Genomic DNA, 14471 nt, shown 5'->3' on the forward strand with positions numbered 1-14471 from the left:
CTCCATTTGCGACGCCGGACTCGCTAGCGTCGAACGATTGACCTCAAGAGCCTCAATGCTACCGACAGTGAGGCCATGTCGTCGGCTTCAAGCGCATTGACCTCATCGAACATGCTCTTGGCCCGGCCCAACTGCTCCGCGTTCAGGGCCTCCCAATCCTTCAGGCGCGCCTCCGGCGAGAGCGCTGCGCTGGTGGCGTCCAGCACCGCGGTCGTCATGTCCGAAATAGTCGAGTACAGGTCATCCCGCAGGGCTGCCCTGGCCAACGCCTGCCACCTGTCCTGCCGCGGCAAGCTGCTGATGCGCTCCAACAGCGAATCTGCGTGGAACCGGTTGAAGACGGTGTAGTAGACGGCAGCTATTTCCTCCACGGGATCCTTGCGGACGCGGGCAATCTTTGCGATGTCCAGCAGGACAAAGCTCTCGAAAAGCTCAGCCCAGCGGAGAGCGAGCCCTTCGGGCAGCTCCCAATCGCGCGCATTTTCCAGCCAGCCGGCAACCCGGTCCCGGTCATCGCCGCGCAGGTAGTCCAGCAGGCGGGCGCGCATGGGATCCACGAGGGGTTTGAATTCACCGACGACCTCGGCAATCGGCCGCGAAACGCTGCCCTGCCCCAGCAGCCACCGGACGGCCCTATCGAGCAGCCGCCGGATGTCCAGGTGGACGGTACTCCAGTGCTCGGTGGGGAACGATGCCGGCAGGTTGTTCAGCTCCTCGACCATTACGTCGAGCTCGTACACCTCCCGCAGGGCAACAAACGCTTTGGCCACAGCCACTTCCGAGGCCGAAGTTTCCTCCATGGTCCTGAAAGCGAAAGTAATGCCGCCCATGTTGATCATGTCGTTGGCCACGACTGTGGCGATGATCTCGCGCCGCAGTGGGTGGGTGTCCAGCTCCGCGTCAAACCGGTCGCGCAGCTGCTCGGGGAAGTAGGCCCGCAGCGTTTTCCTGAACCACGGGTCATCAGCCAAATCACTGTCCCGCAGTGCGGACGCCAGCTCAATCTTGGCGTAGGCGGCCAGCACGGACAGCTCCGGCGACGTCAGTCCCTGTCCCTGCTGCAACCGTTCCCGCAGGGTTGCCGTGGTGGGAAGCGCCTCCAGCTCACGGTTCAGGTCAGCCTTTTTCTCCAGCCAGTCCATCAGCCGCTCATAGCTGGGACTCCACTCTGCCACCTTGGTCCGGTCGTTCAGCAGCAGGATGTTCTGGTCGATGTTGTCCTCCAGCACCAGCCGGCCCACCTCATCGGTCATGGAGGCAAGGAAACCTGCACGCTCTTCTGCCGACAGATTCCCCGCAGCAACCATCCGGTCCACGAAGATCTTGATGTTGACCTCATGGTCCGAGCAGTCAACACCGGCGGAGTTGTCGATGGCGTCGGTGTTGAGAATGACCCCCTGCAGAGCTGCCTCAATGCGGCCGCGTTGGGTCATCCCCAGGTTTCCACCCTCGCCCACCACCTTCACGCGCAGGTCCTTGCCGTCAACACGGATGGCATCATTGGCTTTGTCCCCTACAGAAGCGTTGGTCTCCGTGCTCGCCTTGACGTAGGTGCCGATTCCGCCGTTGTACAGCAGGTCGGCAGGAGCCAGCAGGATTGCACGCAGGAGTTCCGGCGGGCTGAGCTCGGTGGTTTCAGCGGGAAGGCCCAGGGCGGCCCGCACTTGGGCTGAAACAGGAATTGACTTGGCCTGCCTGGCGAAGACGCCGCCGCCTTCGCTGATGAGGGACTTGTTGTAGTCGTCCCATGAGGACCTCGGCAATTCGAACAGCCGCTGCCGCTCCACGAAGGAGGTTTCTTCGTCCGGGTTGGGGTCGAGGAAGATGTGGCGGTGGTCGAAGGCGGCGACAAGCCGGATGTGGCGTGAGAGGAGCATGCCATTGCCGAACACGTCGCCGGACATGTCGCCCACCCCGACCACCGTGAAGGGCTGGGTCTGGGTGTCCAGGTCGAGCTCGCTGAAGTGGCGCTTCACGGATTCCCAGGCGCCGCGCGCGGTGATGCCCATCGCCTTATGGTCGTATCCAACCGACCCGCCGGAGGCAAACGCGTCGCCGAGCCAGAACCCGTATTCCTGCGCCAGGCCGTTGGCGATGTCGGAAAAGGTCGCGGTTCCCTTGTCTGCCGCCACCACGAGATAGGAATCGTCGTCGTCGTGCCTTACAACGTCCGACGGCGGCACCAGCCTTTCGCCGTCTCCCCCAGTGACGAGGTTGTCAGTGAGATCGAGGAGACCGCGGATGAAGGTTTTGTAGCTTTCAATGCCTTCGGCCATCCAGGCGGAGCGGTCGAGGGTAGGGTCGGGAAGCTGCTTGGCGAAGAAGCCGCCCTTGGCTCCGGTGGGGACGATGACGGCGTTCTTGACCGTTTGTGCCTTGACCAGGCCCAGGACCTCGGTGCGGAAATCCTCGCGGCGGTCGGACCAGCGCAGCCCGCCCCGGGCTACCTTGCCGAAGCGGAGGTGAACGCCCTCGACGCGTGGTGCATAGACCCAGATTTCGAACATGGGGCGGGGGAAGGGCAGCCCTTCAATTGTTGCGGGGTTGAGCTTGAAGCTCAGGTGTGGCTTGTACTGGTAGAAGTTGGTCCGAAGCGTGGACTCGATGAGGTTCACGAAGGTTCGCAGCACCCTGTCGGCGTCAAGAGTCGCAACTTTTTCGATGGCCGCTGCCAGACCCTCGCGGACGGACGCCTGCGCCTCCAGCCGTTCTTCCTCGTTCAGGGAAGGATCAAAGCGGGCAGCGAAAAGCGCGCTCAGCCCCTTCGTCACATCGGGATTGGCCAGCAAGGTGTCGGCCATGAAACCGAAGGAGTTGGCGTTGCCCATCTGCCGCATGTAGCGGGCGTAGGCACGCAGCACCGTGATCTGGCGCCACTGCAGGCCCTCCCGCAGGACGAGTCGGTCGAAGGCGTCCGATTCAGCGGCGCCGGTGACTGCGGCTGAGAACGAATCAGCCAGCAATTGGCCGGTGGAAACAGGATCAACTCCGGCCGGATACTTGAGGCCCAGGTCGTAGAGGAAGAAATCCCTGCGGTCCGCGGTCTCGATTTCGAACGGCCGCTCGTCAAGGACCTCCAGGCCAAGGTTGTGGAAGAAGGGCAGGATCTGGCTCAGGCTTTTGGGCTCCAGCATGTAGAGCTTGACGCGGGCGTCCTCCTCGAGTGTCGCCCCCGCTCCTTCAGGGAGGTAGACATGGACGCCGGGACGTTCCTGCTTGGTGCCGGCAGTCCGTTCCGCCGTCGCGCCGTATCTTTCGAAGCGGGCGATGTCCTCCAGGGCGTCCTCAACTTCGTAATCAACGCGATAACTTGCGGGGAAGGCCTCCGACCAGATGGCGGCCAGCTCCTTTGCCTCTGCAACGTCCCGCCCTTCCCGCAGGACTTCCGCGATGCCTTCACTCCAGGAACGGGCGGCACGCACCAGCCGCTTCTCCAGTTCCTCGGTGTTGACGTTGCTGAAATCCGCCCCCTTGGGCAGGCGGATACGGAAGAACAGCCGGGCGAGTGCCGACTCTGTCATGCGCGCTTCATAGTCGATTGACACGGCCTGGAACGTCTCGCGTAGTTCCTGCTCAATGCGGAGGCGGACGTTGGTGGTGTACCTGTCCCTGGGAAGGTAGACGACGGCGGACATAAACCGCCCGTAGATGTCCGGGCGCAAAAAGAGCCGGGTCCGCCTCCGCTCCTGGAGTTTTTGGATGCCGAGGGCTGTGGCTGCGAGGTCCGGGACCTCGATCTGGAAGAGCTCATCCCTGGGGTAGGTTTCCAGGATTCCCAGGAGGTCCTTCCCCGAGTGGGAATCCGGAGGGAAACCTGCACTGCCCAGGACCGCATCGACCTTTTCCCGGATAATCGGGATATTCCGGACGGAACCGGTGTAGGCGCTGGTGGCAAAGAGTCCGATGAAGCGACGCTCTCCGTTGACATTGCCGGCGGCGTCAAAACTCTTGACCCCAATGTAGTCCAGGTACGCAGAGCGGTGGACGGTGGAACGGGAATTGGCCTTGGTGATCACGAGCGCGCGCTTTTCGCGCGCCTTTTTCCTGCCCGTGTCCGTGAGGTGCTGGATGTGCGGAGAATCTGCCGCAGCGCGCAGCAGCCCGAGGCCGCTGTCTTCACGCAGCTCGAGGACGTCTTCCCCGTCCACGTTGATGAGGTCATACTCGCGGTACCCCAGGAACGTGAAGTTCCCGTCGTCAAGCCAGTGCAGGAGGTCCTTCGCCTGGCGGAGCTCCGCGATCTGCGCCGGGTTCGCAACCTTGTCGAGGCTTTCCGCGATTTGCAGCGCTTTCTGGCGCATCTGCGGCCAGTCCTCAACGGCTGCACGGACATCGCTCAGTACCCTCTGCAGACCTTCGAGCAGCGCTGCTTTCGCTTCCTCGGAAACGCGGTTGATTTCGACGGCGATCCAGGACTCCATATGCGAGGCGTTTTCACCCTGCGCTATGAGGTGGGACAGATTGGGCATGGCAGCGGTATCACCACTGGAGATGCCCAGATGCGAAGGCACCTTGTTCACCTTTACCAGCGCCGCGGTGTCCCTGTTACGGGTAGCCACGAAAAGAGGGTGCACCACAAGCCTGATGGCTGCATGCTGGCGGACGAGCTCCGCATTGACGGAGTCGACCAGGAACGGCATGTCGTCCGTGACAACGAAGACCACGCTGCTGTCTTCCTCGTCCAGAATCGAAACGAGGGCCTGGCCTGGCTTCCGCACCGACGCCACGTTCCGGTGCGCTTCCGCCCGCGCTGTCAGGGTGTCTGCCGGATAGCTCCGTGCATCCTCATCGGCTAGGTGTTGATAGTAGTCCCCGATGAAGCCTTCCTGGCCTTCAATGGAAAGGGGCTGATCCTCCACGCTGGATCCAGACGACATCGACACACGCCTCCATCACAAGATTTTCGCTGCTTCCTTGCAGCTCTTACCGCGAGCCTAGTCTTTTAGCTTCCGGGCTGCTGTGGAAGAAAATACAGAGCTTTTTGCATTTCGCTGGGCGGGTGCACAAACAAGCTCCGCAATGGCCCGGCGAAGGGGCGACTCCGGTGCAGCCTCCAGCAACAGCGATCCTCGGAGCAGAGCTGCATCGGCAGCGGTGCGGTCTTCAGGAAGGAATGCTTTCAGCTCCGTTGCCGGTCCGAACCTCTGCCATGCTTCCTGCAGTTGCCGTTCAGGGCTCCGGCCTACCGAGGAGGCCCGCACCTTGTTCATCACAACAATGGGGGCAGCCTGTGGAACGGCGGTCACAAGCTCGGCCAACCCCCGCACGAGTCTTGGCACTCCGACAGGATCCGCGGCGCCCACAGCGTAAACAGTGTCGGCCAGTTCGAGGGAGCGCAAAGTGGCGGCGTTGCGGCGTGGGGCCATGGTGTCAAAACTGAGTTCCTCGTCAGCCTCAAGGCAGAATCCGGTATCCACCACAACCACCTCGGCAAGCTGTTTCGCCCGTTCCAGGACGAGAGCCAGTGCCGAGGCCCTGAGCTCCGTCCACCGGTCTGCACGGGTGATCCCGGTGAGGACGCGGAAAGTACCCTGTTTAGTGGTGACTGGCGTTGCTACTTTTCTTAGTGCTTCCGCATCCAGGAGCCCCTGGTCTGCGAGCCTGCATGCCTGGGCCAGGCCGGCGGACTCATCCATCAGGCCCAGCACAGCCGCGATGCTCGCACCGTAGCTGTCGGCGTCCACGAGGATGACTGTCTTTCCCTCGGCGGTGAGTTCGCCTGCGATATTCGCCGCTACGATAGTCCTCCCGGGTGCCCCCGCAGGGCCCCAGACAGCGATAATCCGTCCCGGGCCGGGCTCGTCGGGGCTGCTTTCCGGTTTCGCCGGAACGGGCTGGAGGGCAGCCCCGGTATCGGCGGCATTACTCCAGTACGTGCCCAGTTGCCCGCCGCCCGTCAGCTGGGCCACGGCCTCGGTAATCCTGTCGGATAGCATGGCTGATTCCACGCCTGTCAGGGCCGAGGCAACTCCTATCCCCCGGAGTCTCGCAGCCTCTTCCGGGGAATCGGTCAGGGCGACAATAGCGACACCGACCGCTCCCAGCCGATCGACGAGGGACGCGGTCAAGCCTTCGGAACCCTCGGCAACCACGGCGGCCCGTGCCAGTCCGCTCTGGCATGCCGCCAGCAGCTCGGCCAGTTCTGCACATCTCCGAACCACGGTAACCGGACCGTGCAAGCGTTCGAGGCCGCCAACCAGGTCCTCACGGCTCTGTCCGACAGTGACGACGGGAATACTCATCGGGTGCCGCCCCCGGGGTTCCACACGACAGAGATTTTCGCTTCGTTTGCCTGTGCGCCCAGCAGGGCGGGCATCTGGCTGTCCTCCACCAACACCATCAACACCGTGGTGCGGGAGGATCCAAGGGCTGTTGAACCTTCCGTCACCTCGGCTATTTCAGCTCCCGGCAGCAGAAGCTTCGGTTCGCTGAAGCCGTTTCGGGCATCCGGCTGGGCTACCCAGACATCAACCCTGGCACCTGCAACCGCCTGCGCCGGCAAGATTTCCTCGATGGCTAAGGCAACCGGCTTGCGGTCCAATTCATCTACTGCGCCAAGGCTTGCCCGGGGAACGAGCTGGTCCTTGCCAATCCTTTGCACCGCCACCATATTCTCCGGCAGGCCCGACTCGGCCGTGACGTACTGCGCCTCGGTCTCCCCGAGCCTCACCTTGGCACGGACCAAGTTTTCCGAGGTCAGCTTTTCGCCCACGGCGATGCCATCACGGGCAGCATAAACCTCCGTGGTCCGGTCCGCGCTCCCCACCAGGACAACGACGCCAGCCACGGATGCCAGCACGAGGAGAACACCTACCAGTAAGCGGGGGTCCTTCCATGAAGGCCGTTTCAACCTTGCCGCAGTGGCAGCTGATTCAGGAACCATTACCGTTTCTCCCCCTATGCGCACCGCGACTGTTGTGTGTGTCCGGACTCCCTCATTGTTACGGCAGGGACGCAGGAACAAAAGTCATCAGGCCAAACAAGGCCAAATTGTGGATAACACCAGCAAAACGCTCGGTTGTGGGGCAAAATGGGTGTATGCCCAGGTTTCTTACACTCGCGGATGTTGCCGAGCAGCTGCAGATTAATTCTCCGGCTGCATATGCCCTAGTCCGAAGCGGTGAGCTCAAGGCTATTCAGGTCGGCGGCCGCGGGCAGTGGCGGGTCGAGGAAAAGATGCTTGAGCAGTACATCGAGGAGCGGTACGCCGAAGCAAGCCGGATGATTCAGGAATCAAAGTCCAAGTCGGTCTGACTCTCACGGGCTTATTCCTCCGGTCTCCCTTGGTGCTCGGCCCGCCGGCGGTCAGATCCCGTCCGCCCGCCGCGACCTGATGGCAGCCAATGCGGCGAAGGGGATAGTGGCAATCTGGCCAACGTGGTGGCTGCGGCGCGCCTCGCCCGGGGCGAGGACAGCGAGGTCAAAGTAGTCCCGTCCCACCCGGTCTATGACTCCTGCCAGCCGAACTATGCCGCCGGCATTCCCGGTCAGAACTGAAAGTTCCGCCCGGTCCCGGGCCATGACGCGAAGGGCGCTCGCCAGCCCAATTCCACGGCGCACGGACGACGCTTCAGCCAGCGACACCCGGCCGAGTCCCATATAGCGCACTGCTGCCGCGTAGGGAATAAGCAACTGATGCTGTTCCTCGTCGAGCACCAGGGCGTCTCCACCGGCGTGGGTGAGCACCCCGGAAAAAGACTCACCGCCGGCAACGTGGACAGTCAGCCGGCAGCCCAGACCTGCCCGCAACCGGTCGACCAGTTCCAGGCCAACCATTTCCGCCCGGATCCGCTCGTTCACTTCGGCGTCCAGGGCCAGCCGGTCCGTCTCTGCAATTTGGCTCTCGAGATCATCAAAGAGTGAATCCCAGCGCATTCGGCCAGAGTAGGGCCCGCACCATCGGACGTCAATAACGGTTCCTACTTCAGTCCAACGTCTGGACAAAGAATGAAGGACGGGTGCACACTGGGCATAACAACATCAAACTGCATCAAACTGCATCAAAAGGAAACCTGATGACTAGATCGCCAGAGCCTGTCCGGTGGACTGACGCCGTAAGCGCTACAACCATACTGCTCCTGGGTATCCTGCTTTTTGCCGCGGGTTCAGGGATTCTGGAGCAATGGAAGGAGTCCTCAGCCCGTCACCAGGAACTCGATGCTGAGCACCTGTTGGGGGCAGCCGCGGCGGCCGCCGGCGCTGTACTGGTGGGTTGGTGGTTCCTTGGATTGTTCTTCGCCTGCGCCACCACGCTCCTCGAACGGAAGGGCAAAACCCGCGCGGCTTCCTTAACCGCGAACTTCTCACCTGCCCTGATGCAGCGGCTGGTACTGGGCGTACTTTCGATCCACCTGGTAACAGGCCCCGCCGCGACTGCGCATACCGGGCTACCCGGACCGGAATGGACTCCTCCCCAGGACCAGGTTGCATCGGTTCGAGCCGCGGCTCCAGCCTCCCCTCCCGGTGCGGGGGGCACCGGGAGCGACCCAGCTCCAGTTTCAATGGAGGACGGCAGCCCCGACCCTAAAGTTCCGGCATCCGAGACTCATCCGGGTTGGCAGCCGTCTGCCCCGCCATCGGACCCGGGACTGCTGACGGCCCCTGCTGCACGCACCGCCTCGGGCGCTACGGGCAATGCCGCTGCCGTCACAGTGCTGGCAGGAGACACACTCTGGGACGTGGCAGCGCAGGCAATGGGGCCAGGGGCCTCGGATGTTGAAATTGCCACCCAATGGCCCCGGTGGTACGAAGCCAACCGGTCAGTCATCGGCCACAATCCCGATGTGCTGCTCCCAGGACAAGTTCTGCAGCCGCCGGCGGCCTCCTAAGCAGGGCCGGCCCCAAACGATTCACACCAACACCAGCTACCAGCCAAGGGGAAAGTCATGACTGCAGCCATACCTGTTCGAGCCCTCCCACCACAAGCGCGCCAGGCTAATCACACGCCCCGGCGGCTTCCACCGCAGCCTCCGGCGGCCACTTCCCCTGCAGCGCATACCCGAACCCAGCCTCCGGTAGTGCGTCCTCTTGATGACTTATCGGAGGTGCGGGCGGTCACCCGCGGCACTGTCCAGGCGGCCATGGAGGTGCTCGCAGGAATCCGCCCCGTCCACCAGCTGGCACGGCGGCTTGATCCGCGTTGCCTGGCAGCGCTGCAGCACCGTGCTTCCCTCATCAGGCGCGAAATCACACGAAGCGGGAACCCAGCCTTGGCACGGCTGCACAGGAACTCCCTCGTCCGTTCAGTGCGCGTCTGCGAAGTGGCGGACGGTATCTATGAGGCCAGCACCGTTGTGGTGGACGATGTCCGCGCCCGGGCGGTTGCTGTCCGGCTCGAGCGGGGCAAACAAGTGTGGCGGGTGACCGAGCTTGTCATTGGCTGACGGCGCGCGGCAGCGGCAGCGGCAGGCTGACTCGGTCGGAGACGGGACAGGGCCGGGGAACAACTCCCGGCCCTGCTCCAACTTCGGTTACCAGCCTTTACCCGTAACGGGTCAGCGCTTCTTCTTCTTGGCCGGCCGCCTGGTCGGATCCTGCGCCGCAGCCTTCGCGGGGTTGCCTGACCGGCCTGAAGACCGGGTTTCCACGCGGGTCTGTGTGCCGCCATCCTCACGCGGAGCGGTGTATTGCAGCTGAGCAGGCTGAGCGGGCGCTTCCAGCCCGGCTGCCCGGACCTGCGGCTCCACGTGCTCGGTATGTCCACCCTCATCGTCCCCCACCACGACGTCCTGCGCGGGGGTGACTTCCACTTCGAGGTTGAAGAGGAATCCTACGCTTTCCTCCCTGATGGCCTCCATCATGCTCTGGAACAGGGTGAAGCCCTCACGCTGGTACTCAACAAGGGGATCACGCTGGGCCATTGCGCGCAGGCCGATGCCTTCCTTGAGGTAATCCATCTCGTATAGGTGTTCCTGCCATTTGCGTCCGATGACTGACAGAACCACGCGGCGCTCCAGCTCGCGCATGCTTTCGGAACCGATGGCTTCTTCGCGGGCCTGGTACATCAGGCGTGCGTCAGAGAGCAGCTCCTCCTTCAGGAACTCCACGGTAAGCCTGGACTTTCCGCCGGCTTCCTCGATGATCTCATCGGCGGTGACGCTCACCGGGTACAGGGTCTTGAGGTTGGTCCAGAGCTGGTTGAAGTCCCAATCGTCGCCGTTGCCCTCGGCCGTTGCAGCATCGATGAGGGCGGTGATGGTGTCCTCCACGAAGAACTGCACCTTCTCGTGCAGGTCGTCTCCTTCGAGGATCCGCCGGCGGTCGCCATAGATGGCTTCGCGCTGGCGGTTCAGGACGTCGTCGTACTTCAACACGTTCTTGCGTTGTTCGGCGTTTCGGCCTTCCACCTGGCCCTGGGCTGAAGCGATGGCACGGGAGACGAGCTTGGATTCCAGCGCGACGTCGTCCGGCACCGAGCTGTTCATCAGGCGCTCCGCCGCACCGGAGTTGAAGAGCCTCATGAGGTCGTCGGTCAGCGACAGGTAGAAACGGGACTCGCCGGGGTCGCCCTGGCGGCCGGAACGGCCACGAAGCTGATTGTCGATGCGGCGCGACTCGTGCCGTTCGGTTCCGAGCACATAGAGGCCGCCCAGGTTGAGGACTTCCTCGTGCTCGTCCTTGACAGACTGCTTGGCAGCTTCGAGGGCCCCAGGCCACGCCGACTCGTATTCCTCGGAGTTTTCTTCAGGATCCAGCCCGCGCTTGGCGAGTTCGGCCACTGCAGTGAACTCGGCGTTGCCGCCGAGCATGATGTCCGTACCGCGCCCGGCCATGTTGGTTGCCACGGTAACAGCGCCCTTCCGGCCTGCCTGCGCCACGATGGCTGCTTCCCGGGCGTGGTTCTTGGCGTTCAAAACTTCGTGGCGGATGCCTTCCTTGGCAAGAAGCCGGGACAGGTATTCGCTCTTTTCAACGCTCGTGGTGCCCACCAGAACGGGCTGGCCTTTTTCGTGCCGCTCGGCGATGTCCTTGACGACGGCGTCAAACTTCACTGTCTCGTTCTTGAAGACCAGGTCCGATTGGTCGATCCGCTGCATGTCCCGGTTGGTGGGAATGGCCACCACACCCAGCTTGTAGGTGCTCATGAATTCCGCTGCCTCGGTTTCGGCAGTTCCGGTCATGCCCGAGAGCTTGCCGTACATACGGAAGTAGTTCTGCAGGGTCACAGTGGCCAGCGTCTGGTTCTCAGCCTTGATTTCAACGCCTTCTTTGGCCTCGATGGCCTGGTGCATACCCTCGTTGTAGCGGCGGCCGGCCAGGATGCGGCCGGTGTGCTCATCAACAATCAGGACTTCGCCGTCGAGGATGACGTAGTCCTTGTCCCGCTTGAAAAGTTCCTTGGCCTTAATGGCGTTGTTCAGGAAACCGATGAGGGGGGTGTTGGCGGATTCGTATAGGTTCTGGATCCCGAGGTAGTCCTCCACCTTTTCGATGCCGCTTTCCAGGACACCAACGGTGCGCTTCTTTTCGTCCACCTCGTAGTCCTTCTCCGGCTGGAGCCGCAGGACCACCTTGGCGAACTCGCTGTACCAGCGGTTGGTGTCTCCCTGGGCGGGACCGGAAATGATGAGCGGGGTACGGGCTTCATCGATGAGGATGGAGTCGACTTCGTCAACGATGGCGAAATTGTGCCCGCGCTGAACCAGTTCGGACTTGTCCCAGGCCATATTGTCGCGGAGGTAGTCGAAACCGAACTCGTTATTGGTGCCGTAGGTGATATCTGAGGCGTACTGGTGGCGCCGCACGGCCGGGTCCTGGTTGGCGAGGATACAGCCGCTGGTCAGTCCGAGGAAACGGTAGACGCGGCCCATAAGATCGGACTGGTATTCGGCCAGGTAGTCATTGACGGTGATGACGTGGACGCCCTTGCCGGTGAGCGCATTGAGGTAGGCAGGAGCAGTTGCCACCAAAGTTTTGCCTTCACCGGTCTTCATCTCCGCGATGTTGCCCAGGTGCAGGGCCGCGCCGCCCATCAGCTGGACGTCGAAGTGGCGCATGCCCAGAGTTCGTGAGGAAGCTTCCCGGACAGCGGCAAAGGCCTCGGGAAGCAAGTCATCAAGCTTCTCCCCGCCCTCCTGATGGCGCTCGCGCAGCCGGTCCGTTTCTTCACGGAGTTCGGCGTCCGTGAAGGTCTTGAATGAGTCTTCCAGGGCGTTGATGGAGTCGGCATAGTTCCGCAGCTGCCGGAGCGTTTTTTTATCGCCGGTGCGGAGAAGTTTTTCGATGAGTGATGCCACGTGAAGTTGCTCCCAGTCTGATGCCGCCGAATTCTGGCGTTTTTAGTCTACGGGAGACACGCGGCCCCGCGGCCTGTTTGTTCCCTGAGAGCGGATACGGGTTGAGTGCCGGCTACGGCCTCTGCCAGGGCGTTGGCCAGATCGCCGCGCGAGCCCACCTCCACATCGGGAAGTCCCAGCCACGCCGCCATCAACCGAAGCTCTGCGGCGAGTTCGACGGCGGTGTCCGCCGGGGCGCATGGTTCGGCGAAGGCTGATTTAGCCAGCAATTTCCCGCCTAAGCGGTCAGCCTTCAGGTCCACCCGTGCCACCAACGAGTCGCGCAGGAGGAAAGGAAGGACGTAGTACCCGTAACGCCTCTTGTCCTCCGGGGTATAGATCTCAATCCGGTAGTGAAACCCAAAGAGTTCCTCCAGCCTGCGACGCTCAAAGACCAGGGAATCAAAAGGGCTCACCAGTGCCCGGCCGGTTGCGCTGCGCGGCAGCTTGGCTTCGGCGTGGCGGAACACTTCGCGGTTCCAGCCGGTCACGGTCACGCGCTCCAGCCGCCCGCAATCCACAAGATATTCCACGGAGGCGGCCGCGGCCTTGACGGGAGTGCGGAAGTAGTCGGCGAAACAGCGCACGGTTCCGATGCCGTGTGCTTGGGCCGCCGCGTCGATGAGCCGATGCAGCGCTGGGCCGGGATCGGGTTCACCATCGTCTGCAAGGGACACATGCGGCAGCACCCTGGCAGTCAGTGTGTACTTACGCTCAAACTGCTCAGTCCTGGAGGCCGCCGAAACCAGGCCCTCCTCGAACAGGTGTTCCAGGACGCGCTTGACGGCGCTCCAGTTCCAGCCCCAGTTGTCCGTCTGTTTCTCCTCTACGTGACCGATCCTGGCCGCAATTTGGGCAGCAGTCATGGGGCGTGAGGAAGCGAGCGTTTCCAGGATCCTGGCAGATATGGCGGAACGCACGCCCGGGTCCATTCCGGCGGCGCCTACCCAGGCCCTTTTTTGCCACAGCCGGAGGTCCGAAAAGTGTTCGGGGCGGATATAGCTGGCTTCATGCGCCCAGTACTCCACCATGCGCCGGGGATGGGTACCGGACATCCGTTGAAGGATGGTGCGGTCGTAGTTCCCCAGCCGGGAGAAGAAAGGCAGGAAGTGACTCCTGGCTAACACGTTGACGGAATCAATCTGGACGAGCTGGAGCCGGGCAAAGGTGCGGCCCACCGTCCGTGAAGTCACGGGGCCGGTGGGCCGTCCTTTGTCGAGTCCCTGTGCCGCCAGGGCGATCCGCCGGGCCTGGTTCAGGCTCAGCGTCGCTGGCACGTCAGTCCTCTCTGCGGATGGTGTTCACCACCCTAGGCGTTGGCTGCTGCGTCATCCGAACGGTACGCGATGATTTTTTCTTCGACCACGGTGTCACCCGGTTCGCACTCATGGTCCAGGGTGATGACGCCGTACGTCCAGCCGCGGCGCCGGTAAACGACGGACGGCGTATTCGTAGCCTTGTCCACGAAAAGGTAGAAATCGTGGCCGACGAGCTCCATGTTGTCCACCGCGTCGTCGAGGGAAAGTTGGGCGGCGGGGAAAACCTTGCGCCGTATCAGGACCGGGGAATCACCGGCGGGGATGTCGTTGTCAACGTCGTAGGGTGATGTCTCTGCAGGGGGCTCGGTGGTTTCGTTCCGGTGGCTCGCTTCGACATAAAGGGGTTCGTGGGTGCTGGCGGGCTCCAGTGTTGCAGTTGCTTCACGGACAGCTTTAGGCGTGTGCCTTCCGTGATGAACCTTCTTGCGGTCCTTGGCCCGGCGGAGCCGCTCAAGCAGCTTGTTGTACGCGAGGTCGAATGCAGCAAATTTGTCAGCGGCGCTAGCTTCGGCGCGGATTACCGGTCCCTTGCCCAGAACTGTCACCTCGACTGTCAACTGGTCGCCGGTCTGCCGTGAACTGGTCTCCTTGGAAACTTTGGCATCAACGCGCTGGACTTTGTCGCCCAGCGACTCGATTTTCGAGATCTTCTCCCCGGCATACTCGCGGAACCGGTCTGAAACTGTCAGATTTCGTCCGCTGATCATAAACTCCATGGTGCCCTCCAAATGACTTCGGTGACACGATGGCAGCACTTCCCGGGGCCGATCTGTTTGACAGTCGAGCCCCTCTCCGAGCCGCCATCGACAGGTACATTCTGTTCTTGGTACCCACACCCGACGTTAGTTCATAGCCACATGTTATTCATCCTTTCCTG

At 62.5% G+C, this 14471-nt stretch carries 10 protein-coding genes; 3 read left to right on the top strand and 7 right to left on the bottom strand.

The window, feature by feature from the left end; all coding sequences use genetic code 11:
• Window positions 1-23: 23 nt before the first annotated feature.
• The 3 genes from AC5RT4_RS08000 to AC5RT4_RS08010 are packed head-to-tail and all read right to left on the bottom strand — an operon-like array spanning window position 24 to window position 6883.
• Entirely contained in the window at window positions 24-4877 is a 4854-nt protein-coding gene (locus tag AC5RT4_RS08000) for an NAD-glutamate dehydrogenase (RefSeq protein WP_494105413.1), read from the bottom strand.
• Window positions 4878-4934: 57 nt separating this feature from the next.
• Entirely contained in the window at window positions 4935-6242 is a 1308-nt protein-coding gene (locus tag AC5RT4_RS08005) for a CpaE/TadZ family protein (RefSeq protein ID WP_494041764.1), read from the bottom strand.
• Window positions 6239-6883: a hypothetical protein gene (locus AC5RT4_RS08010; protein ID WP_494041765.1), complete on the bottom strand. Its 645-nt coding sequence runs from the start codon at window positions 6881-6883 to the stop codon at window positions 6239-6241. The genes AC5RT4_RS08005 and AC5RT4_RS08010 overlap by 4 nt, the downstream gene beginning before the upstream one ends.
• Before the next feature lie 155 nt (window positions 6884-7038).
• Between AC5RT4_RS08010 and AC5RT4_RS08015 the strand changes: the two genes are divergently transcribed.
• Window positions 7039-7254, top strand: a complete 216-nt coding sequence (locus tag AC5RT4_RS08015) for a helix-turn-helix domain-containing protein (RefSeq protein WP_045729765.1) — start codon at window positions 7039-7041, stop codon at window positions 7252-7254.
• A gap of 51 nt (window positions 7255-7305) precedes the next feature.
• On the opposite strand, the gene AC5RT4_RS08020 is transcribed toward AC5RT4_RS08015, so the two are convergent.
• A complete protein-coding gene (locus AC5RT4_RS08020; RefSeq protein WP_494041766.1) occupies window positions 7306-7875 on the bottom strand; it encodes a hypothetical protein in 570 nt (189 codons plus the stop codon).
• Window positions 7876-8015: 140 nt separating this feature from the next.
• On the opposite strand from AC5RT4_RS08020, the gene AC5RT4_RS08025 reads away from it, so the two are divergent.
• Together AC5RT4_RS08025 and AC5RT4_RS08030 are read left to right on the top strand one after the other, a co-directional pair.
• Window positions 8016-8828, top strand: a complete 813-nt coding sequence (locus tag AC5RT4_RS08025; protein WP_494041767.1) for a LysM peptidoglycan-binding domain-containing protein — start codon at window positions 8016-8018, stop codon at window positions 8826-8828.
• A gap of 189 nt (window positions 8829-9017) precedes the next feature.
• Complete coding sequence (locus AC5RT4_RS08030) at window positions 9018-9383, top strand: Rv3235 family protein (protein ID WP_494105414.1); 366 nt, start codon at window positions 9018-9020, stop codon at window positions 9381-9383.
• A 111-nt stretch (window positions 9384-9494) separates the two neighbouring features.
• Here AC5RT4_RS08030 and secA read toward each other — a convergent pair whose 3' ends face one another.
• The 3 genes from secA to hpf are packed head-to-tail and all read right to left on the bottom strand — an operon-like array spanning window position 9495 to window position 14310.
• Window positions 9495-12236 (bottom strand): preprotein translocase subunit SecA, encoded by a 2742-nt coding sequence (gene secA / locus AC5RT4_RS08035; protein ID WP_494041769.1) that lies wholly within the window; start codon window positions 12234-12236, stop codon window positions 9495-9497.
• A gap of 47 nt (window positions 12237-12283) precedes the next feature.
• On the bottom strand, window positions 12284-13552 hold the full coding sequence (locus AC5RT4_RS08040) for a winged helix-turn-helix domain-containing protein (protein WP_494041770.1): 1269 nt from the start codon (window positions 13550-13552) through the stop codon (window positions 12284-12286).
• A 32-nt stretch (window positions 13553-13584) separates the two neighbouring features.
• The gene (gene hpf, locus AC5RT4_RS08045) at window positions 13585-14310 is read right to left on the bottom strand and encodes a ribosome hibernation-promoting factor, HPF/YfiA family (protein ID WP_494041771.1); all 726 of its coding nucleotides are present in this window, start codon (window positions 14308-14310) and stop codon (window positions 13585-13587) included.
• Window positions 14311-14471: the final 161 nt, after the last annotated feature.

It is taken from the genome of Arthrobacter sp. sptzw42 (assembly GCF_059089685.1).

Coding starts and splice junctions, on each gene's coding strand:
- AC5RT4_RS08000 (WP_494105413.1), bottom strand. CDS start 4,877: ATGTCGTCTGGATCCAGCGTGGAGGATCAGCCCCTTTCCATTGAAGGC.
- AC5RT4_RS08005 (WP_494041764.1), bottom strand. CDS start 6,242: ATGAGTATTCCCGTCGTCACTGTCGGACAGAGCCGTGAGGACCTGGTT.
- AC5RT4_RS08010 (WP_494041765.1), bottom strand. CDS start 6,883: ATGGTTCCTGAATCAGCTGCCACTGCGGCAAGGTTGAAACGGCCTTCA.
- AC5RT4_RS08015 (WP_045729765.1), top strand. CDS start 7,039: ATGCCCAGGTTTCTTACACTCGCGGATGTTGCCGAGCAGCTGCAGATT.
- AC5RT4_RS08020 (WP_494041766.1), bottom strand. CDS start 7,875: ATGCGCTGGGATTCACTCTTTGATGATCTCGAGAGCCAAATTGCAGAG.
- AC5RT4_RS08025 (WP_494041767.1), top strand. CDS start 8,016: ATGACTAGATCGCCAGAGCCTGTCCGGTGGACTGACGCCGTAAGCGCT.
- hpf (WP_494041771.1), bottom strand. CDS start 14,310: ATGGAGTTTATGATCAGCGGACGAAATCTGACAGTTTCAGACCGGTTC.